Genomic DNA, 21,258 nt, shown 5'->3' on the forward strand with positions numbered 1-21,258 from the left:
GGGAGAAATTGATTTGGTCTTCAGGAAAAGAGCAGAATTTTTCGAATAATGGTTTGAATACATACAACCACTAAGAAATATAACCAAAAAACAACACAATAAATGATACGTGTTTTTCATAGTCTAACTCATTATTATTTTTAATTCGTTAACATTATATTAAGGTCTGTTGACATTTCTACTATCTTGGCCGAAAAACTTTAATTTCTATGTTTTAATGTTCACAGATGTTTTTCAACACACACTTTTCCGAATAATCCAGCAAAACATAGGGTAGGCAACTAAAAGCAAATCAATGATCTGGTACTCTGCATCTGTTTCTTTTTTGCTATAAATTGAGTAAATTTAAAGCGCAAATGCTCATGCTTATTGAAAACTGTCGCTTTCTTCTCTCAATTTTTATCTACAAAATACTGTGATGCAAAATGTCAAAATTAAAATCATACCTGAGATCAACTTTCATAACCACGCGGCAAGTGTAAAAAGAGCCAAAAAGACTAAAAAGACAATCACAGAGTGCTCTACAAGATTTTCTGCTGCGGATATTGAAGCTGTTTTATCTCCTTCTATACTGGCTGCCGCAATACCACATTCACTTAACATGGCATTATTTTTCGCCGGTCCACCAGTAAAATATTTTGCAAAATAATGTGCGCCCCGCTGAAAGTTCCCTACCAACATATAAAATAAGGCAGTCATTCTTGCTGGTAACCAGTCAAGCCAAGCAATAATTAATTTAGCCTTAGCGGCAACAGGTTCATAATCCTGTGAAAGTGAGATGGTTCGGTAGATAATAATGCCAAGCGGGCCAGTCAAAATATACCAAAATAAAACAGCAAATAATTGTCCATTAACTTCTACCAGATATCTGCCAGAAACAGTATTTTGATCAGCGCCTCGGGCATTTACTTTTTTCTCATTAATAGGATAAAAGGGATTTTGTGGTCCAAGGCAATAATAAAGAATAATGATGTTTAAGATCAACCCAAAAAATCCATAAAAGACATCCTCAAGAAAAAACAGTACCAGAGCGGAAATAATGACAATTGGAAGTATAAGACCTATCAAAAGCCATCCGGGGGCAGATAGTGCGCCTAAGGGCTGCAAATTCCTGGCAATAAACGAGTAATATTCCTTAAACCAGCTGAAGCGATTAAACGAAGCCGTATGAATTAAAAAACGTTCACTAAATAAACATAAAACAATGACAAGCAGTTTCATGATCTAATCCTTCCGCATTTTATCCGATAAGGCAATAGGTGTTGGATACTTTAAGACAACAAAATAAGATGAAACGATAAAAGTCAGGATAGTTGTAGCCTGTATCAGATTCGATGCCACTTCGGATATAAGTTTGGTTGCCAGGGCAATGCTTGCTACCAATAAGGAAAATTCACTGGCCTGTCCCAGACGTATACCAACTTCTTTGGAAACCGGCTTCTTCTCACCGGCTTTATAAAGCAGCAACCAAAAAACCAAAGGTTTCAAAATCAGCATAAGTGTAGCTAAGATGCCAGCTGGAATGAGAACCTGGGCTGCATAACTGAAGTTGAAGGTTGCTCCTACAGAAAAGAAAAACATCACCAGAAAAAAATCTCTTAAGGGCTTCAAACTTTCGGCAATGAACAATGAAATCGGACTGGATGCCAGAGCAACTCCTGCAACAAAAGCACCAATATCTTCTGAAAGTCCAAGTTTTTTAGCAGCAACAGATAAACTCAGGCACCAGGCTATAGATAAAAGAAAAACATATTCCTGGGTACGGTCAAAGCGAGCAAGTAATTTTACAAGAACATAACGCTCCACCAAAAAAGCAGAAAGCGTTAATAGAGGAAGTGCTATGCTGACTAAAAGAAGATCCTCAAGACTAAACTGCCCTCCCTGTTCAGCGCCGTTAATGATAATCAGAATAATAATAGCGATAACGTCTTGCATCAATAAGACACTGATCATCACCTCACCTGTATGCTGATGATGAAGTATAGTGGTCGGTAAAAGCTTTAAACCGATGATCGTACTTGAAAACATCATGGATGCGCCAAGCACGAGCGATTCTGTCACGGTTAACCCAAACCAGCGTCCAATAAAATAAGCAATAGCCGCAAACAACAATGAACTGATCAATGCCACCCAGGTTACTTTTTTAAGCATGTGGATTAGATTTTGCGGTTGTAAATGCAATCCCAGCAAAAACAATAGAAACACAATACCTATATCACCGACTTGTTGTATTATACCAACATCGGTAACAAGCCGAAGCCCCCAGGGCCCTAAGACCGCGCCAAGAATAATATAAGCGACGAGCAGAGATTGCCTGGTATATAACACAATAGTAGATAACAACGCTGCGCCTGCAAACACTAAAAAAATTGTATTAAAAACCAAACCATCATGCATATGTTTAATATCCAAAAAACAAAATTGTGCTGCTCAATAGCGGATATGGAGCCAATGATTGAACAATCACGAAATCAAATCCCCTAAACAAAAACAAATGATAGCATAATATATACCCCAAGAAACATCAAAAATACGAGTTTTATGCTATTCATTTTCTCATCTACAAAAAATGGAGTCGTCTAAGTCTTACATGTTGAAGCTAATAGAAAAGCAGTAGGGAATTCAGGGTAAAATAAATATGTCTGCATTCCGCACTTTATGAGCTGGATCCACGCAGCGCTTGATACAGAATCGTATGGATGCTACGGAAAACATAATAAGTAGCCAAAAAAGGTCTCTTGTGATCAAAAATTAGATGAGTTTGTCCTGGAGAGAATTTTATGAAGCGGTTTTTTCTTCTTTATTCAGATTAAAATGTAATTTTTGCCATCGCCGTGATCGGCTTGTTCTATCCTGGACTTCACCGGCTAGCTGGCCGCATGCAGCATCGATGTCATCACCTCTTGTTTTGCGGGTAATGGTATTAATGCCTTTCGCTACCAGTCGATCACGAAATTCATTAATGGTTTTCAATGAGGATCGCTCATACTGGGTCATGGGGAAAGGGTTAAAAGGAATTAAGTTCACTTTTGCAGGAACGTTACTAAGCAGCTTAATTAATTGCTCAGCATGCTCAGGCTGATCATTCACGTCTTTGAGCATGACATATTCAAAAGTAACCTTCCGTTTGGGTTCATCTTTAAAATAGTTTTTACATATAGCCATTAGTTGTGCCAAAGGATATTTTTTATTAATAGGCACCAATTCATTACGTAAAGAGTCATTAGGAGCATGTAAAGATACCGCCAAAGATACCGGACTGATTTGTTTTAGCCGCTCAAGTTCCGGCAACACACCTGATGTACTTAGAGTAACCCGCCTTTTAGAAAGACCATAAGCAAAATCATCCATCATAATGTCCATAGCGGTTACTACATTATCAAAATTTAGCAAAGGCTCGCCCATTCCCATCATAACAATATTCGTAATATGTTTGTCGTGTGTTCCTTGTTGAGTTGATAATTCTCGAACAGCAAGCCAAACCTGCCCAATGATTTCAGCTGTAGTAAGGTTTCGGTTAAATCCTTGCTTCGCCGTGGAGCAAAAGCTACAGTTAAGCCCACAACCCACCTGAGAAGAGACACATAATGTTCCACGCGCAGTCTCAGGAATGTAGACGGTTTCAATGCAATTACCGCAGTCAAGTTTTAATAACCATTTACAAGTGCCATCGCTGGATTTCTGGCTGGAAACTATTTCTGGTAATTTGATGATTGCAGATTGGCAAAGTTTCTTCCGGAAATCTTTGCCAAGATTGCTCATGTTTGAAAAATCCATGCAGCCTTTTTGATGAATCCATTGGATTAACTGCTGAGCACGAAAAGGCTTCTCACCCCACTCCATGCACAAATGACGTAATTGTTGGTAATTGTAATCAAGTAAGTTAACTGTCTGATTCATCATGCAGCACTCCGCGATGAATTTATCGATCACAAATTTCATGAGGTTCAAAGAAAAAATGAATCTCACGTTCAGCATTTTCAAGGCTGTCTGAACCATGAACTGCATTGGCATCAATGCTTTCAGCAAAATCAGCACGGATTGTACCTGGAGCAGCTTCTTTGGGATTAGTGGCTCCCATAAGTTCACGATTTTTCATGACAGCATTTTCCCCTTTTAATACCTGTACCATCACGGGACCAGAAATCATAAACTCTACCAGATCATTAAAAAATGGCCGCACTTTATGAATGTCATAAAAACGCTCCGCCTCTTCACGCGAAAGTTGCATCATTTTAGCAGCTACAATAATTAAGCCAGCATTTTCAAAACGTGTATAAATTTGTCCAATCACTGATTTCGCAACCGCGTCAGGTTTAATGATGGATAAGGTTAATTCTTTAGACATACGTATACTCCAACAGGTTAAAATTACATCCAGGCGTTGCCCATATAAAAATTGGGCATTATACATGATTTGAACATCTTCTGGCTAATTTAATTTTTAACTCATCAGGGCAAAATCATACTTGATTATAGTTTGGCTTACTTGCCAAACTATTTTGTCACCAAATTACCCATTTTTCGTTTGAAAGAGTGAATGGAAGCATGCTCCAGTATTTTTAGATAATATCCCGATCAAAATTTAAAGCTTCTTTATTGATTTTAATCTGCTCATCGTTCATTCTATAGTCCGAAAGGTTATATAATAATTCGTTGACCTGTATAATTTTTTCATAAAATTCGCTGCGATACTCACGCAATTGCTCTGCCATAGATTTTATTTTATCAATGTAAACCTCCAGATTTTCTTCCATGCTTTTAAATGCAGAGAAAAAATCTTGAAAAATTGTTGATAATTTATCCAAATCCAGATGATGATTTACTAAGCCAAGATTTTCTGTGAAATTTTGAATAAAATCAGAATCTTTATTCAAGCCAGAAGCATCCTGTTCTGTTATATTTGCCAAAGCATAGGTTATCGCGTGTTCAATGGCAGACTCAGGAACATTTTTTCCTTCTTCTTTCATCATCTTCTCACAGGATTGAACGGCTTTATTCATCAAGGCTTTCCATTTTACGGAAAATGAAATAAGCTGCGCTTGACTTTCAGAAATAAGTTGAGAGTGCTCACGTTCCAACTGTTGGAATCTTTCGCCAAGAGCAGTCAGTTCCTGGCGCTTTTCTTCAAGTTCTTCTCGAGTAGAAGCTCCAGGAGTGTTATTGTCCTTTCCATCTTCTCCGGAAAGCAAATAATCTATAAACAGCTTCTGAACATAGGTTTGATAATCTTTTGCCTGAGTTAAAATAATCCCGTTCAGCACGTTTTTTATAGGTACTCTCAATAGGCGATAATAAATACTATGAGGATTTTTAAAAGCTCGGATCAATACATCTTGTGTCAGGCGCATATGGTATTTTTCTAAAATCCGTTCGGCTGTAATCAAGCCATAGGATGAATACCAGCTGGACAATTCATCATGCTCTTTTTGTTCGTTCATACTTCACCTGATTTGAATTTACAAAAGTCTGTGTTATAAGACGATTTTTTTAAAGTATAGTGTATTTAGCGATGTCAAAGCCATTAAATTCCGATTTACAGTTTTTATTTGATTTTTTAAAAACAGCTACACCTAAGGACTGGATCGAATATGCCGTTGAACATTTGCCTATATTGTTAATTGATCATGCGCATTGTGAACGTAAAGCGGCTGCCACTGCCCTTAATTTTATCAGCAAATACCCGGAGAAAGAGGCTGTTGTTGAGATCATGTCACCCTTGGCCAGAGAGGAACTCCTTCATTTTGAGAAAGTCATTGCTATTCTTCAGCAGAAAAACATTGCTTTTTCTCCACTGAAACCCTCTAATTATGCCCAGCAATTACATCAACATGTAGCAGCGAACAATGGTAAGGAAAGGCTGCGAGATCAATTAATCATTGGAGCAATTATTGAAGCGAGATCCTGTGAGCGCTTTTACCAGCTTATTCCTCATCTTAATGATCCTCATCTAGTGCGTTTTTATAGAACTCTGGTGAAATCGGAAGCAAGGCATTTTGAAAACTATTTACATCTTGCGCAAAGATATGGCGGCGAAATTAATCAGCGACTTGATTTTTTTCTCCATTTGGAGAATGAATTTATCTGTTCAAAAGATACGGTTTTCCGCTTTCACAGCGGAATTCCGGGCTCGCTTTAAAACAACAATCAATTTATGTGATGTTCAACATTCAAATTCTCATAGCTTGCAATAGTAAAACCACATATGAAGTGGATAAGCGGTTGCTGCAATCTAAAAGTTGAACATCGCATTTTATTGATAATGATTATGGACCTGGAGAAGTGGTTTGTGTTTCTTCAAGATTCGGAGCAAGTTCTTCATTTAAAGTCTTATGTAATTCCTTGCGCAATCCATCAAACGTAGCTTTATCAAGCGGCTCTCCTGACACCTTATGGCTATACTTATCTGGATTTGCTTTATCAGCCACATATCCCTTTTCCTCTAACCACAACTTAACCCGTTCCTGAAAATAAACATTCACGGCTGCATTAGGCGTTAAACCGCCTTTTGCTTTTAATTCTTCAAAATTCAACTTTCCGTTTTCATCTACATCTATAGCATATAAAAGATCAGGCAATTCAATCTGACTTTCACGAGTCTCCCATTTCCTGGTTAAAGGATCGATAGCTTTGCTTTGTATGAGATCTCCTATGCCCCTTCCCATCCATGTAGAAAGTCTTTCCGTGGTATAAGACAGTGCTTCAGCAAACTTCTTGGAATCTTTCGCCATTGCCGTAATAAAGTAACGTAAGTCATTGAAAGTCGTTATATCACTTTCTGAATCCTTGGCTACCTGCTTCCAGGCTTCTTCTTCTTTTTCAATTAATTTCTTATCAGATGGTTCTCTTTTTGCCACCCTGAAGGCAAGTCTATTCTCTTGTTCTTCTTTCAAACGACGTTGTATGTCTTCTCTAACTTGCTCTAAATAAGCTTTTTTAAATTCTTGATTTTTTTCTATTTCTTTTTGTCTCTTTTCTTCAGCCATTACTCACTCCGCTTCCAGTGACAACTGGTTAAAATAAAAACCTTTTGATTTATCATAACACAATAATTGTGGCCTGTCATCCCAGTCACTCAGCACATAGCGGCGAAACAGACGGTTATTTTTTTCATATTGATGCACACCTGGTTTATGTGTATGTCCATGAATTAATGTATTCACACTTATCTGTTGCATGTGGGATAAAAAGGCCTCTTCCACCACATCCATAGCCTCTATTGGCTTGCGATTTGACTGGCTGCGTTGACGGACAGCCTTGACTAGCCTGATGCGCAAAAAATAAGGCAAAAATAGAAAAAAACGTTTAAACCAGCGATTACGCGTTAAACGTCTGAAGCGTTGGTGATGAACATCTTGAGTGCAATAACCATCACCATGCGCCAGCATCACTTTTTCCTCGCCACAATCTATTAATGCAGGTTCATCAATCATCGTCCAACCAGCCAGTTTTGCAAACTGCTTACCTAATAAAAAATCACGATTACCATGCATATAATAAAATAAAATACCCTTTGAACTTAGTGATTTTATTTTTTTTGCGATTTCTTTACACCATTCATCGATACCATCATCCCCTGGCCAGGCATGAAAGAAATCACCTAAGATATAAATTGTTTTCACGGAGTGCTGTTGTGCCCATAGAAGAAAGTGATCAAAACGACGACTGATATCAGGTTCATCAGGACTAAGATGTAAATCAGAAATAAAAACAGCTGCAATCATAAAGGCTCAATATGTATATGTTCATCTTTTAAATAAATCTGACAGGGACCTGTCTGGCTATCAATCGCATCGCTTAAACGATAAAAGCCAGCGATGGAGATCAACTCAGCATCCAGAGACATGCAGAATATTCTGGCCTCACTATCACCGGAAATTCCTGCCAAAACTCGTCCACGCAATGCACCATAAACATGGATATGGCCATCAGCCAACAGTTCTGCTCCATGACTCACCGATGATGTGACGATCAAGTCGCTGTTTTTAGCAACCACTTGCTGACCAGAACGGACTGGTGCTGAATAAATTTTTGCTTTTACTGAATCCGGCAGTGCATTTTCCTGTTCCTGGCCATCCAAAGGCTTATCCTGTGTAGAGGATGATTTCAAGACCGCAAGTCCTTGACATTGGGCCACGGTGTCGAGAAAAGAATTACCACCTTGTATCGCTACAGGAATGATCCCCTGCTCTCTGATAACTTGGCAAAGATTCTTCAAGTCAAAATCAAACCGATTCACACAGGAAAAATCCAATACAACCGGTGCGTTTTCAAAGAGTTTAGGTGCTTTTGCAATGATTTCAGTCAATTGCCGGGAAAACAATTCGATTTCAGGATGAATTACCTGAAGCACAGTAAAGGTATAAAGTCTGCCTTTTAGTTTGAAAGCCTGGGATTTGAGTGAATTTGCAGCCATCTTCCTAATATCCATCATCATTATTTTTGTTTATACTAGCATGAGGAAGATCATAACAGAAGGATATCAACGTGGATAAACGATGGTTAGAGCATTATCAGGATGGCATACCCAAGCAAATCAATACGGATCAATATTCATCTCTGGTCTCTTTATTTGATGAGTCTTGCGCTAAATACAATGAACGAACAGCCTATGACAATATGGGAACAGAGATCAGTTATACTGATTTGGAAAAACTAAGTCGACAGCTTGCTGTTTATCTCCAGCAATTAGGCTTGAAAAAAGGGGCTCGGGTTGCTGTTATGATGCCCAATCTGCTGCAATATCCCGTTGCTCTGTTTGCTATTCTCAGAGCAGGTTATATTGTCGTCAATACAAATCCACTTTATACCAGTGATGAAGTGATTCATCAAATGAATGATTCGGGGGCTGAAGTCATTATAGTTCTGGCCAATTTTGCCCATACCGTTGAAAAGGCGTTGCCCCATATTCCGCAATTAAAACATATTATTATCACTGAAGTTGCAGATTTATTTTCCGTTGTAAAACGAGTCATCGTCAATTCCGTGGTTAAATATATCAAAAAAATGATTCCTACCTATCATATTCCTCAGGCCGTTTCATTTAATGATGCTCTGAAAAGAGGACGTGAAGGAGAATTGACATGGGTGATGCTTAATCAGGAGGATATTGCCTTTCTGCAATATACAGGCGGTACAACCGGTGTAGCCAAGGGAGCCATGCTGACCCACGGTAACATGATTGCCAACGTATTACAGGCTAGTACTTGGATTTCACCTTTAATGTCAAAGACAGAGCAGGATATTATCGTCACGGCACTACCCTTGTACCATATTTTCTCCCTAACAGCGAATTGTCTGACCTTCCTTAAAGCCGGAGCTAAAAATATTCTTATTACCAATCCCCGCGATATAGGACATTTTATTCAGGAGATTAAAAACAGCGGTTTTACCGCCATCACAGGTGTGAATACTCTTTTTAATGCTTTGCTTAATCATGCCAAGTTTAAAGAAGTTGATTTTTCAAAACTAAAGCTTGCTCTTTCAGGTGGCATGGCTTTACAAAAAAGCGTATCTACTCGATGGAGTGAAATCACTAAAACGCGAGTATTGGAAGCCTATGGTTTAACTGAAACAAGTCCGGCTGTGACCATTAATCCGATGTATGTTGAAGGTTATAATGGCAGTGTAGGCTTACCATTACCTTCAACCGATATCGCCATTCGGGATGAAAATGGCCAGGATGTGGCCATTGGCCATAGCGGTGAATTATGCATTAAAGGCCCACAAGTGATGGCTGGATACTGGCAACGCCCTGATGAGACTGCATTGGTTTTTACTGCTGATGGTTTTTTAAAAACCGGTGATGTTGCGAGAATGGATGAAGAAGGTTATATCTATTTGGTTGATCGCAAAAAAGATCTTATTGTTGTCTCAGGGTTTAATGTCTATCCTAATGAAGTCGAACAAGTGATAGGTATGCACCCGGATGTCTTGGAAGTAGGTGTCATCGGTGTCAATGATGCTGAGTCAGGAGAAAAGGTAAAAGCCTGTATTGTCAAACGTAATCCTGGATTGACTGAAGAAGAGATCATTAACCACTGTCGAGAGCATTTAACCGCTTATAAAGTACCAAAAATCATTGAATTTCATGATGAGTTGCCTAAAACCAATGTCGGCAAAATATTAAGACGCGCTCTAAAGGAAAATTTTGATTCCAAGGAAGCCGTGGCATAGCCTTACCCAAATATCTGTTTCTTCCCTTTCCTAAAAGAGGAAGAAACAGAAATGCTTTTGCGCGCCATACCTTCATAGATGGGCCGAATTTCCTTATATTTCTTCGGATAAAGACATCAAACTGGCATTGCCTCCTGCCGCGGTAGTATCAATGGTATACACTCTTTCATGGCAAAGTCTTAGCAGATAATGAGGTCCGCCTGCTTTGGGACCTGTTCCCGACAGCTCCTCGCCACCAAATGGTTGTAATCCAACAATAGCCCCTGTCATATTCCGATTTACATAACAATTACCTACATGAACTCGTTGACGAATGTATTCTATCGTTTCATTAATACGACTATGGACTCCAAGCGTTAAACCATATTGAGTATTGTTGATGTCATTGATGACCTGATCAAGGTTTTTACGCTGATAACGAATCACATGTAATACAGGTCCAAATACTTCTCGCTTCAGAGCTGCAAGTTCATCAATGGCAATCGCTGTAGGTGGCATAAAATAGCCACCCTCACATTCTTCATTCAAATCACATTGATAAATGATCTCATATTTTTCTGCCATTTTTTTTACGTGCTTTTGTAAATTGGCCAAAGCTTCCGCATCAATAACCGGTCCTACATCCGTTTTAAACCATGAAGGATCACCTACTTGAAGTTCAGCCATTGCTCCTTTCAATAATTCCATCATACGAGGATACACCTCATCCTGAATATATAAAACACGTAAGGCCGAACAACGCTGACCTGCACTGCCAAAAGCAGAAACCAGTACATCCATAATCACTTGCTCTGGTAAAGCCGATGAATCTACAATCATGGCATTTTGACCGCCTGTCTCTGCTATCAGAGGCGTAATAGCGCCTGTTTTCGCGGCTAAACTGGAATGAATGCGATTAGCTGTTTCCGTAGAACCTGTAAATATGACTCCCTTAATCCTCTTATCTTCAACCAAAGGAGCTCCTACAGCTTCCCCTGTTCCTGGCAATAACTGAATCACCCCTTCAGGAATTCCAGCTTTAAGCAATAAATTAACAACAAAACCGGCAATCAAAGGCGTTTGTTCTGCCGGCTTGGCTATCACACAATTACCTGTAACCAGTGCAGCTACAATTTGTCCCGTAAAGATAGCTAAAGGAAAATTCCACGGACTGATACAGAGTATGGTGCCTCGCGGATGGAGACTTAATTCATTCGTTTCACCGGTGTATCCTGATAATTTAAGAGGCTGCCCCATTAATTGTCTGGCACTTATTGCATAATAACGACAAAAATCCGCAGCTTCTCTAACTTCAGCAATCCCATCACTCCATGTTTTACCAGCTTCAAGGCAAGCCATTGCCAGCAGTTCCGTCATGTTTTCTTCCAGCAGCCCAGCCATTTTCTCAAGGCAGTTAACCCGATGTTCTACGGATGTCAGGCTCCAGGACTTAAAAGAGGACTCTGCCTGTGCTAATGCTGATTCAATATCTTCTTTTGTGGCTTCTGCGACATAACCAATCACACGATCCGGCTGTTGCGGCGAAATGACCTTAATTTCAGATGCAAACCGTGTCTTTCCTGCAACAACAGGCAAGGTTCTCCATTCCTTTTTTATTTCAGAAAGCTCTTGCTGTAATTCAGTTCTCTTCTTTCTATCTGTTAAATCAAGACCACGTGAATTTTTACGCTCGGGCATGAAAATATTTTCAGGTAAAGGAATATTGTTATTGATTTTTGATAATAACTGCCTTGCCTTATGTATTGGATCTTCGGCCAATTCATTAACGGGCGCTTTCTCATCAACGATACGATTGACAAAAGAAGAGTTCGCACCGTTTTCCAGTAATCGGCGGACAAGATAAGGCAATAAATCTTCATGACTTCCTACAGGAGCATATATTCGACAGGGGATGTTGTACTTATCTTGCGGCACTACTTCGTCATAAAGCTCCGCTCCCATTCCATGCAGGCACTGAAACTCAAAATCCCGATACTCACCTACGAGATTCAATACCATCGCTACAGAATAAGCATTATGTGTGGCAAATTGAGGATAAATGGCGTCTGTCATGGTAAGTATCTTTCGCACACAAGCCTGAAAAGAAACGTCGGTAAATGCCTTGCGTGTAAATACCGGATATTCTGACAAGCCCTGCATCTGAGCTTTTTTTATCTCACTGTCCCAGTAAGCACCTTTAATGAGACGAACCATAATTCGCCGCTTTTCTCGTCTTGCAAGCTCAGCCACCCAGTCCAGAACATAAAAGGCACGTTTCTGATAAGATTGTACGGCCAAGCCAAAACCATTCCAGTCAGTAAGGCTTTGATCAGAAAAAACTTTTTCTATAATATCTAGAGATAAGTCCAAACGCTCCGTTTCCTCAGCATCTACAGTTAAAGCAATATCATATTGCTTTGCCATTTGTGCAAGTGAAAGCAAACGGGGGCAAAGTTCCTTCATAACACGCTCATGCTGTGCTTCGAAATAGCGGGGGTGAAGAGCTGATAATTTTACTGAAATGCCGGGGCTGTGGTAAATATCCAATTTTTTATTACTTTTTTTGCCAATTTTTTCAATTGCATTGGCATAGGCCTGAAAATATCGTTCAGCATCAAACGCTGTTAATGCAGCTTCCCCTAACATGTCATAAGAATATAAATAGCCTTGTTCTTCCTTTTTTCTGGCACGAGAGATGGCTTCATCAATTGTTCGTCCCATAACAAATTGTTTGCTCATAATACGCATGGCTTTTTCTACAGCTGAACGAATAAATTTTTCACTGCTGCGATTAACCAATTTCATTAGGGCCTTCGTCAACACGCTGTCTGATTTTTCAGGTGTTAAAATTTTGCCAGTTAACATTAAAGCCCAGGTTGTGGCATTTACAAAAAATGAGGGACTTTGGCCACGATGAGATCTCCAGTCCCCTTCGGCAAGTTTATCTTTAATCAAACTGTCAATCGTAGCACTGTCTGGAACACGTAAAAAAGCCTCGGCAAGGCACATTAATGCAATACCCTCTTCACTTGATAGTGCATACTCGGTTAAGAATGAATCTATGCCAGTACTTTTTCTTCGAGCATTTCTGACCGCCTCAACGAGTTGAATAGCATTTTTTCTGATGGCGGCATTCTGAATATCGCTTAATGCAGCTTTATCAATCAACTCATGGATACAAGTCAGCTCATCCATACGGTAAGCGTTGTTTATTACGCTCCGTACACCCTGCGGAAAGTGCAGAGATTTTTGTTCTAACATAATAATCTCCAGTGCAGCTATGGCCAAAACGAACTAATGATAGAGCAGAATACGCCAAAAGAAAATGTGAATACAGCAAAAATAATCGCGTGTTAAACCTGAAAACATAGAACCAGAGCCATCTGATTGTTTTGATTTTACACTTTATAGACATAATTTATACAAATAAATCGCCTTTTTTTGTGCGATTTAGTATTTATTATGATCTAATCGCATATATTTTAATCAATCAAAAATAGACTGTTTTTTCTAACCCTATGAATTGCATAATAATTCTACCTGATGTTTAACAAAAACCCTAATTAATTTACATTTACCTGACTTGTAGATATAATCAACAACCTTTGATTGCTTAAAGGTCTTGTTTCCCTCAGAAATTTATCCTTGTGAAGACCAAGACTGACACTGAGCAGCATCTATTCATGATGTTTAATACTGTTCAATGTTTGATAAGCATTATAGTTTAAGCAGGTAAAATAAGGAGCACTATGAACTCAATACTTTATTTGATTTCAAGCATTATTTTGGCAAGCAACTTGACATCGAGCACAATATCATATGCTGCACCTGCATTTGATATACAAACCGAAGTCAATCATTTAAGTGAAAAAGCACCCAGCCTCAATAAAAAAGTTTTAAGACTGGCTTTAACTGCCTATCAGAAAGCAAAATCATCTGGCATTGCAAAAAAACCAATTCTTACCGTTATTGATTACTCATTGCCATCCAATAAACAAAGAATGTGGGTTTTTGATGTTAAAAAAGATAAACTTCTATATAATACTTATGTGGCACACGGTAAAAATTCCGGTGTTAACACTCCTCACCATTTCTCAAATAAAAACTCCAGCAAAGAATCAAGCCTTGGAACATTCGTCACCCGTGATACCTATATGGGCTCCAAAGGTTATTCCCTGAATCTCCTTGGACTTGAAAAAGGAGTTAACAACAATGCTTATCAGCGAAGAGTTGTTATTCATGGAGCATGGTATGTAGAACCTTCTTTTATCAAGAAAACTGGGCGAGCAGGCCGCTCTTGGGGCTGCCCAGCTGTTGCAAAAACACTGGCCAAGCCGCTGATTAATGCCATTAAAAACGGATCGGTTGTTTTTGCCTATTATCCGGATAAATATTTTCTCACGCATTCCGGGTTTATCGGGTAAATATAAAGCCAGGGTAAACAGACCCTGGCTTTTCGCAGTCTTCCCGTGAAAACTTCCTGTTATCTTCCATGAACCGATGTTCTTCCCTGAACAACTCCTTAGTAGGTATGTAATTCCTTTTATCGAACTCGCCATCCTTGCAAGTCCTAACTTAAATCTAGCAGCAGAGATTAACATTAGCAAGGCAGAGTATATTTGCTATAAAAATTATTATCATAATGGACGAAAAAAATAAATTTTAAATATCAATATATTAAAACCCACACAAGCAATGTGCTTGCACTAATATCGCGGCTTTCTTACAAAAACTTGAGAAATTTCTTATATCTTTCAATAATGAAAAGCCAAGAGACTTGATTAACCTAAAGAAGATGTTTATTTTAAGCAGAGCATAACACATCATTATTCTATAAATTGAATAACCATAAAGGTGCGCTTATGAATCAACAATCCGATATTGCAAAAAAAGACAAATTGTTTGTTATTGATTGGTTAATAGAACACTTCCCAGCTGCTTTTTTTAAAAAAGGCTCTCAGGTTAAGCCTCTGAAAATTGGTATCTTTGATGATATCATTGATTTTTATGAACGGCTTGACTCCCCTCCTTTCAGTAAAAAATCCTTAAGAGAGGCACTAAATTACTACAGTGCATCACCTGCCTATTTAAGTTGTCAAAAAGTGGATGCTGCAAGAGTAGACATTTATGGAAATGAAGTAGATGTGGTTACTGAGGAACAGGCCAAATATGCTTATCAACGTTACCAGGAAAGATATGGTGGAAAAAAACATTCTCGCTAAAAGGAGAATATAGTTTTGACCTGTGTTCTCCAACATTCTCGTGCGTTTTTTGATGACTTGAATTATTCACTTTTTTGGCAGGCGAACAAATAATTAACCGAAACATCCGAAGTTAATACCGCTGTTCTGAGAAAAGGATTATATCTCATCCCTTTCATATCCTTTATATTCAGATCTGCGTCCCTAACAAATTGAGCCAATTCACTGGGCTTAATCAATTTATTATAATCATGCGTTTGTTTAGGTAAAAGACCCAACAGATACTCCGCGGCCAAGATAACACCAACATAGGCTTTTAAAGAGCGATTTATCGTGGAAAGAAATAACCAGCCCCCTGGTTTTAACACCCGCGCACTATGCTGCAAAACCAACTCAGGATGTTGTACATGCTCCAGCATTTCCATGCAGGTAACAATATCAAAATTTTCATCTTGAACATCCTCTATAGCCACGGAATGATAAGAAAGAGCCAAATCCTTTTGAGATGCCGCATGCGATTTTGCCACTTCTATAACGTTTTTCTCAGCGTCAACCCCCATACAATTTGCCCCTTTACGAGCCATGGCTTCCGTTAACAGTCCCCCACCACAACCCACATCGAGCACTTTTTTTCCTCCCAATGACTGATGCATCAGTATAAATTCCAATCTCAAAGGGTTGATATCATGCAGGGTTTTTAACGGACCATCAGGATCCCACCAGTCTTTGGCATGCTGTTCAAATTTGGAAATTTCCTGAAGGTCAATGGTTGATTCATTCATAACGTGCCAATAAGTCAAAAGGTTTAAAAAAGCTTAGTACGGCAGGGTTGGTAATGAAACTGATATTAAAAGGGTGTTCTGCCATCAAAGCCGTTTTTAACGATGTTTTTGGAACATTATCCGCTATTTTACCAAATAAAACCAATTGTATCGATGGACTAATCACTTCCAACTGACAAAGTATACTATGAATAAAAGGCCGCCAGTGTTTTGCATGATACTTCACTTCTCCTTTACTATAAATCAGTGAAGCATTCAACAGCAGAAATCCTTTTTTCATCATACCTTGAAAAAAAGCTTCTGCAGTTTGCACCAGGCCTGACTTATCTATCCTGGCGATAGCCTGCTGCGATAGATCATCCTGCAGATCTCCTCTTGCCAGCAGTAAAGCCTTCATCCAGTTGCGCAGTGATGTAGCTCGATTAACTGACTTTGATAAACCACTTTCACTCCATAAAGACCCCACAGAATCATCCCAAAATGCATAGCCATTGGCCGATTCCTCTCTGGGGTATGGTGACTCACCCAATAAAATATATTTTACCCTTGATAGAGAAAGACTAAAGGCAGAAAAAAGTCTGTTTAGACCTGGAAGCCAGGATTCATCAGTTTGAATTTCTTTCAGATAGTCATTGTCTACCGTTTGTAGAGCAACATTAAGCAGCTCCTGCCATTCCTCATGAACAGGAGAACAACTGATCAATTTATTTGCACTTAAAATCATTTTTATGGTATATTTTCGATGTTAAAAGCAATGATAATATCTATCATAAGGCAAAACGTTCTCATGGCAAGAGAAAAAAGCAAATCAACTGTTTTAAACAGCGCAAGCATGCATAATCAAAATAGTTATGCCTACTTAAAAAATCTCTCTGTTCCTGCGTTTATACTTGATATCCTTTCGCAGCATGATGAATTATTAGTCGAGATATTAAAAAAAATAAAAGATAGCGTTTACAATCAAAAAGTCATCTATGGAAACGTCTATTATCTTTTATTTAAACTTTTAGAAAAAAACCTTACTGAGATAAAAGAAACGGCCAAGCAAAAAGGACAGGAGGAACAACTGGATGATTTCTTTTTTGCCATTTACCATAACGACAATAATATTTTAAATTCAGTCTACAAACAATTTAAATATTTGGCGGATACTACAACGCCTAGAAAGGGTTCCAATGAAAGAAGAATCACCAAAAGTTTAAAAAAAATACCCTTACCCCCTCAACATAGCGTTAATCATCCAGTAAAATCCGGGGAAGCCTGGCAGCGTTTGCTTTCCAACTTTGGAGACTATAAAAGCCAGTACCAAACCAACATTCCAAGTATTCGCCATTACGAATATCAAAATCACCAAACATATCCAACCGAATATCGTTTTGGAACACAAGGCCAGCGTCATCATAACGATTATCGTATAAATCCCTTCTTTGAGCATTGGCTTAGGATACAAAAGAAAAAATATCCTCCTGAAAAAAAAGATACCCCCAGAATCACACATGTTTATATTAATAATCTTCATCGCGATGGTTTTACCCCGCCACCTTTATTAAGTGAGCAGGAAATCACTAAAGAGTTGGAAGGACTGGAAGATCGACACGATAATATCGCCGTTATTACCTTGCCGGCTGACGGCGGTTTAATGAAAGAAGATCATTATAAAAAAACACGTTCTTCCTTAAAATATGATGATGTGTTTAAGGAATTTTTGGCCATAGCCTTAGAAGATCCAGACCATTCTCGTAAAATCAAAGATTTTCATATCTCTCCTAAAATCAGAAAGCGGTTATTTGCCGATGAAGCTGAGGAAAAGAAAAAAATCAGCGACCTGATAAAACTAAGCTTTGCCGAACTTGGGATAGAAGAAAATGCGGATTTAAGCAGAGCTGAGCGTCAAGCGGCCTGGTTTCATTTTTGTAAATTTAAATTAACGGATTATATTCTAACAACTCTAAATCCGGTCAGCGTCAATTTTAGTTGTAAAGATGCCATTGACCGTGGGGGCGTTTCTTCAGCGTATTACAATCTTTTGAAATCCTTTGGTACTGACCATCCAATGACCCAGGATGAGTTTAATGAAGCCATACTGGCAGCACCTACGGCAGTTAAGGGACGAGGAATCAATCATCATTTGAAACGCCTCTGGAATGTCATTGACCGTTATGTCAATGCCAATTATGAAGATATCAAGCAAAATGAAGCGAAATCCTGGTTAATCCACTGGCGTGACATGAATTGCCCGCACTCGCGTGTCAGACAACTGATAAAATTAAGGGTTGAACAAAATATCAATGAAATTGATAAGGCAGACAATATCGCTTCTGAACATAAAACAATTGCTAAAAAAATATTAAGTCAGGCTGAACAACTCTATCAGGAAAATGTAAGTAATCAGCGCCTATTGCTGGAGGTGGTATCACGTACGCCCAATGTTCTTTTAAAACCTCAAGACACGAATAATTTACAGCAATTTCAGAAATTACAGGAAAATCTTCAAATAAACTATCCTCCGTTATATGTTCTCGCCGGCTTAATGAAAGCACTCCTTGGTGCCATCGCCCTTGCTTTTACTGCAGGTCGTTATACCTCATTGTTGAAAAAAGGCTGGGCAACGACAAAAGCAGGTTTTTTTGCTCAGGAAAGAAAAGAAATCATTACGGGAATGGAAAAAATCTCATGTGCTGAAGAGAGCATTCAGAAAGAAAAAGAATCTGATAGCAAAATTGATCGAAACCCAAATATCCCGCAGATCATCGTTCAATAACATCTGTTTGCCAGTTCAATCTAATCCAATGCCTATCTTGCGAAGCAGTTGGTTTTAAGCTAATGTTCTAGCTCTGATCTATGGATGATAGATGTATGGAACCATTAAAAGAGCTAATTGATCATGTAAAATCCGGCGAGCGGAAAATGATCGATCAATTACATCAGTTCTGTGAAATCAATTCCGGTAGTGAAAATTTAGCCGGTCTTGCAGGCATGTCAAAAGTATTGATTGATGTTTATACACCCTTGGCTGACGAAATCTACACCAGGAAACTACCGACCTTCACTACGATAAATATGTCTGGTCACATTGTGCAGCAGAAATGCGGTGATGCGCTATGGATTCGAAAAAGACCAGAATTGAAAAGACGGGTATTGCTTTGTGGCCATATGGATACAGTGTATCCTGCAGACAGTCTTTTTCAGAAACTCAGATATATCAGTGACCATGAAATTAACGGTCCTGGTGTGTCAGACATGAAAGGCGGTTTAATTGTCATGCTCCATGCCCTATCTGCCTTTGAGCAAAATAAAGCTGCCGATAAGCTCGGTTGGGATGTATTGATAAATGCAGATGAGGAGATCGGATCCCCCTCATCTTCAGTGCTTTTCAATGAGCTTGCTCCACATTACCAGGCGGCTCTGGTTTATGAGCCTGCAATGACTAAAAATGGCACGTTGGCCAAAAACCGTAAAGGCAGTGGTAAAATGACTGTTATTGCGACAGGAAAAGCGGCACACGCCGGACGTGCCTTCTATGAGGGTCGTAATGCAATCTGCTATATGGCGGAAGTGATCACAGAAATACACGCTCTGAATGGCTTGCGAGACGGTGTCACTATTAATGTGGGCAAAATAGCAGGTGGAGATGCTTTGAATATTGTTCCAGATAAAGCGGTGGTCAAGCTAGATATACGCATCAGCCTACCTGAGGATGAGCATTGGGTAAGGCAGCAGTTAAACGCCTTGGTGTCTAAATTGAAAAGACCTGATTATTCACTCCAGATTGAGGGAGAATTCGCAAGACCTGTGAAACGGGTCTGCAGAAGCACCGAACGTCTTTTTTCGCGTCTGCAAAGCTGTGGAGAAAAATTAGCTCTAAGCATAGACTGGAAAGACAGCGGTGGATGTTGTGACGGTAATAATCTTGCTTCTCTTGGATTGCCTGTACTCGATACCTTAGGTGTCAGGGGCGGCCATATTCACAGTCCTGATGAATTTATTGTTTTGGAAAGCCTCTATGAACGAGCGGCACTCAGCGCTCTTTTACTCAGTGATCTTGCTCAAGGAGGACTTGAGGATATCCAGTCATGATGCTCTTTCGTAAAGTAAAAACATCCGATCTTTCCGCTATTCATCAACTGGCAAAACAAAGCGGCATAGGGATGACAACACTCCCTAAAGAAAAAGCCTTGCTTCGCAAACGTCTTCAGTGGTCAGAAGATTCTTTTCAAAAAAAACTCCAGGAGCCAGCTAATGAGTATTATTTCTTTGTCCTTGAAGATACTCAATCATCCAAAGTTATTGGAACATCTGCTATTGAAGCATGTATAGGTCATGATTTGCCCTTCTACTCTTATAAACTATCCAGACAATCACGTATCTGTCACTCATTAAATATTCGCATTGATAACGAAGTTCTCAATCTGGTTAATGATAACCAGGGCAAAACTGAGATCTGCACCTTGTTTCTTGATTCGGATTACAGACACAGCGGCAATGGTTTATTATTATCAAAGTCACGTTTCATCTTTATGGCAAATTTCCCTCATCGTTTTTCTCCCGTCATTATTGCAGAAATGAGAGGAGTTTCGGACAACCAAGGCCGCTCACCTTTTTGGGACGCCCTTGGTGACCATTTTTTTCACATGTCTTTTGCCGAAGCCGATCGTTTGGTTTTATTTACTAATAAAGAGTTTATTGCTGATTTAATGCCAACAAGTCCGATTTTTGTCAAACTTCTTTCACAAGAGGCACAAAAAGCTATTGGTAAACCTCATCCGAACACAGTCCCCGCAATGAACATTTTATTAAAAGAAGGATTTCGTAACATCAACTATATAGACATTTTTGATGCCGGTCCTACAATTGAGGCTCCATTAAATGACATTAAAACCGTTTCACTCAGTGAAAAGGTGAACATTCAAAATATTCTTGATGACGTCATCAGCAAAGACTACATTGTAGCAAACACACAGCTTGATTTTCGCGCAACCATTGGCCAAGTCGTTCATAATAAAGAACAGAAAACATGTCTTATTTCCAAGACCACAGCAGATTTACTACAAGTTCAAATTGGCGATTCATTACGCATTGTTCCTTTAAACATCAATGAATCCACTTAATTCAGACGAGGT

The 21,258-nt window shown here is 39.1% G+C and carries 18 protein-coding genes; 7 read left to right on the plus strand and 11 right to left on the minus strand.

The genetic code is table 11. From position 1 onward, the window contains the following. Positions 1–459: 459 nt before the first annotated feature. The 5 genes from E4T55_RS00790 to E4T55_RS00810 form a co-directional block, all read right to left on the minus strand. Positions 460–1,221, minus strand: a complete 762-nt coding sequence (locus tag E4T55_RS00790; protein WP_058501422.1) for a hypothetical protein — start codon at positions 1,219–1,221, stop codon at positions 460–462. 3 nt (positions 1,222–1,224) lie between these two features. Next, positions 1,225–2,397 (minus strand): cation:proton antiporter, encoded by a 1,173-nt coding sequence (locus E4T55_RS00795; protein ID WP_058501423.1) that lies wholly within the window; start codon positions 2,395–2,397, stop codon positions 1,225–1,227. A gap of 381 nt (positions 2,398–2,778) precedes the next feature. After that, the gene (gene rlmN, locus E4T55_RS00800; RefSeq protein ID WP_058501424.1) at positions 2,779–3,903 is read right to left on the minus strand and encodes a dual-specificity RNA methyltransferase RlmN; all 1,125 of its coding nucleotides are present in this window, start codon (positions 3,901–3,903) and stop codon (positions 2,779–2,781) included. A 19-nt stretch (positions 3,904–3,922) separates the two neighbouring features. Continuing rightward, positions 3,923–4,348, minus strand: a complete 426-nt coding sequence (ndk, locus tag E4T55_RS00805; protein WP_058501501.1) for a nucleoside-diphosphate kinase — start codon at positions 4,346–4,348, stop codon at positions 3,923–3,925. 214 nt (positions 4,349–4,562) lie between these two features. Next, positions 4,563–5,441, minus strand: a complete 879-nt coding sequence (locus E4T55_RS00810; RefSeq protein WP_058501425.1) for a hypothetical protein — start codon at positions 5,439–5,441, stop codon at positions 4,563–4,565. Between the two features lie 71 nt (positions 5,442–5,512). Here E4T55_RS00810 and E4T55_RS00815 point away from each other — a divergent pair, with 71 nt between their 5' ends. Next, entirely contained in the window at positions 5,513–6,139 is a 627-nt protein-coding gene (locus E4T55_RS00815; RefSeq protein ID WP_058501426.1) for a MiaE family protein, read from the plus strand. A gap of 127 nt (positions 6,140–6,266) precedes the next feature. Here E4T55_RS00815 and E4T55_RS00820 read toward each other — a convergent pair whose 3' ends face one another. From E4T55_RS00820 to minC, 3 genes are read right to left on the minus strand one after another with little or no spacing between them, the layout of a single operon-like run. Beyond that, the gene (locus E4T55_RS00820) at positions 6,267–6,986 is read right to left on the minus strand and encodes a hypothetical protein (protein WP_058501427.1); all 720 of its coding nucleotides are present in this window, start codon (positions 6,984–6,986) and stop codon (positions 6,267–6,269) included. 3 nt (positions 6,987–6,989) lie between these two features. Then, entirely contained in the window at positions 6,990–7,724 is a 735-nt protein-coding gene (locus tag E4T55_RS00825; RefSeq protein ID WP_058501428.1) for a UDP-2,3-diacylglucosamine diphosphatase, read from the minus strand. Next, on the minus strand, positions 7,721–8,416 hold the full coding sequence (minC, locus tag E4T55_RS00830) for a septum site-determining protein MinC (protein ID WP_058501429.1): 696 nt from the start codon (positions 8,414–8,416) through the stop codon (positions 7,721–7,723). The genes E4T55_RS00825 and minC overlap by 4 nt, the downstream gene beginning before the upstream one ends. A 71-nt stretch (positions 8,417–8,487) precedes the next feature. Here minC and E4T55_RS00835 point away from each other — a divergent pair, with 71 nt between their 5' ends. Beyond that, positions 8,488–10,176 carry an AMP-binding protein gene (locus E4T55_RS00835; RefSeq protein ID WP_058501430.1) on the plus strand — a complete coding sequence of 563 codons (1,689 nt, stop codon included), beginning with the start codon at positions 8,488–8,490 and terminating at the stop codon, positions 10,174–10,176. A gap of 93 nt (positions 10,177–10,269) precedes the next feature. Here E4T55_RS00835 and putA read toward each other — a convergent pair whose 3' ends face one another. Further along, positions 10,270–13,416, minus strand: a complete 3,147-nt coding sequence (gene putA, locus E4T55_RS00840) for a bifunctional proline dehydrogenase/L-glutamate gamma-semialdehyde dehydrogenase PutA (RefSeq protein ID WP_058501431.1) — start codon at positions 13,414–13,416, stop codon at positions 10,270–10,272. Between the two features lie 488 nt (positions 13,417–13,904). Between putA and E4T55_RS00845 the strand changes: the two genes are divergently transcribed. Together E4T55_RS00845 and E4T55_RS00850 are read left to right on the plus strand one after the other, a co-directional pair. Beyond that, positions 13,905–14,579, plus strand: coding sequence for a murein L,D-transpeptidase catalytic domain family protein (locus E4T55_RS00845; protein WP_058501432.1), 675 nt, complete (start codon positions 13,905–13,907; stop codon positions 14,577–14,579). Between the two features lie 438 nt (positions 14,580–15,017). Next, on the plus strand, positions 15,018–15,377 hold the full coding sequence (locus E4T55_RS00850) for a ProQ/FINO family protein (protein WP_058501433.1): 360 nt from the start codon (positions 15,018–15,020) through the stop codon (positions 15,375–15,377). A 62-nt stretch (positions 15,378–15,439) separates the two neighbouring features. On the opposite strand, the gene ubiG is transcribed toward E4T55_RS00850, so the two are convergent. Continuing rightward, a complete protein-coding gene (ubiG, locus tag E4T55_RS00855) occupies positions 15,440–16,138 on the minus strand; it encodes a bifunctional 2-polyprenyl-6-hydroxyphenol methylase/3-demethylubiquinol 3-O-methyltransferase UbiG (RefSeq protein WP_058501434.1) in 699 nt (232 codons plus the stop codon). Then, positions 16,131–16,862 (minus strand): uracil-DNA glycosylase family protein, encoded by a 732-nt coding sequence (locus E4T55_RS00860; RefSeq protein WP_058501435.1) that lies wholly within the window; start codon positions 16,860–16,862, stop codon positions 16,131–16,133. The genes ubiG and E4T55_RS00860 overlap by 8 nt, the downstream gene beginning before the upstream one ends. 108 nt (positions 16,863–16,970) lie before the next feature. On the opposite strand from E4T55_RS00860, the gene E4T55_RS00865 reads away from it, so the two are divergent. From E4T55_RS00865 to astA, 3 genes are all read left to right on the plus strand, one after another. Continuing rightward, positions 16,971–18,899 carry a hypothetical protein gene (locus E4T55_RS00865; RefSeq protein WP_131780708.1) on the plus strand — a complete coding sequence of 643 codons (1,929 nt, stop codon included), beginning with the start codon at positions 16,971–16,973 and terminating at the stop codon, positions 18,897–18,899. A gap of 95 nt (positions 18,900–18,994) precedes the next feature. Then, positions 18,995–20,215: a hydrolase gene (locus E4T55_RS00870; protein WP_082636506.1), complete on the plus strand. Its 1,221-nt coding sequence runs from the start codon at positions 18,995–18,997 to the stop codon at positions 20,213–20,215. Then, positions 20,212–21,246, plus strand: a complete 1,035-nt coding sequence (gene astA, locus E4T55_RS00875; protein ID WP_058501437.1) for an arginine N-succinyltransferase — start codon at positions 20,212–20,214, stop codon at positions 21,244–21,246. The genes E4T55_RS00870 and astA overlap by 4 nt, the downstream gene beginning before the upstream one ends. Positions 21,247–21,258 lie beyond the last annotated feature (12 nt).

The sequence above is a fragment of the Legionella israelensis genome, from assembly GCF_004571175.1.
Taxonomy (GTDB): Bacteria; Pseudomonadota; Gammaproteobacteria; order Legionellales; family Legionellaceae; genus Legionella_D; species Legionella_D israelensis.

Excerpts from the sequence above, each read along its gene's own strand:
- E4T55_RS00850 (WP_058501433.1), top strand. The coding sequence starts at position 15,018 with ATGAATCAACAATCCGATATTGCAAAAAAAGACAAATTGTTTGTTATT.
- E4T55_RS00845 (WP_058501432.1), top strand. The coding sequence starts at position 13,905 with ATGAACTCAATACTTTATTTGATTTCAAGCATTATTTTGGCAAGCAAC.
- E4T55_RS00865 (WP_131780708.1), top strand. The coding sequence starts at position 16,971 with ATGCATAATCAAAATAGTTATGCCTACTTAAAAAATCTCTCTGTTCCT.
- rlmN (WP_058501424.1), bottom strand. The coding sequence starts at position 3,903 with ATGATGAATCAGACAGTTAACTTACTTGATTACAATTACCAACAATTA.
- E4T55_RS00790 (WP_058501422.1), bottom strand. The coding sequence starts at position 1,221 with ATGAAACTGCTTGTCATTGTTTTATGTTTATTTAGTGAACGTTTTTTA.
- E4T55_RS00810 (WP_058501425.1), bottom strand. The coding sequence starts at position 5,441 with ATGAACGAACAAAAAGAGCATGATGAATTGTCCAGCTGGTATTCATCC.
- E4T55_RS00860 (WP_058501435.1), bottom strand. The coding sequence starts at position 16,862 with ATGATTTTAAGTGCAAATAAATTGATCAGTTGTTCTCCTGTTCATGAG.
- astA (WP_058501437.1), top strand. The coding sequence starts at position 20,212 with ATGATGCTCTTTCGTAAAGTAAAAACATCCGATCTTTCCGCTATTCAT.
- E4T55_RS00870 (WP_082636506.1), top strand. The coding sequence starts at position 18,995 with ATGGAACCATTAAAAGAGCTAATTGATCATGTAAAATCCGGCGAGCGG.
- E4T55_RS00820 (WP_058501427.1), bottom strand. The coding sequence starts at position 6,986 with ATGGCTGAAGAAAAGAGACAAAAAGAAATAGAAAAAAATCAAGAATTT.
- E4T55_RS00825 (WP_058501428.1), bottom strand. The coding sequence starts at position 7,724 with ATGATTGCAGCTGTTTTTATTTCTGATTTACATCTTAGTCCTGATGAA.
- putA (WP_058501431.1), bottom strand. The coding sequence starts at position 13,416 with ATGTTAGAACAAAAATCTCTGCACTTTCCGCAGGGTGTACGGAGCGTA.
- E4T55_RS00795 (WP_058501423.1), bottom strand. The coding sequence starts at position 2,397 with ATGCATGATGGTTTGGTTTTTAATACAATTTTTTTAGTGTTTGCAGGC.
- minC (WP_058501429.1), bottom strand. The coding sequence starts at position 8,416 with ATGGCTGCAAATTCACTCAAATCCCAGGCTTTCAAACTAAAAGGCAGA.
- ubiG (WP_058501434.1), bottom strand. The coding sequence starts at position 16,138 with ATGAATGAATCAACCATTGACCTTCAGGAAATTTCCAAATTTGAACAG.
- ndk (WP_058501501.1), bottom strand. The coding sequence starts at position 4,348 with ATGTCTAAAGAATTAACCTTATCCATCATTAAACCTGACGCGGTTGCG.
- E4T55_RS00815 (WP_058501426.1), top strand. The coding sequence starts at position 5,513 with ATGTCAAAGCCATTAAATTCCGATTTACAGTTTTTATTTGATTTTTTA.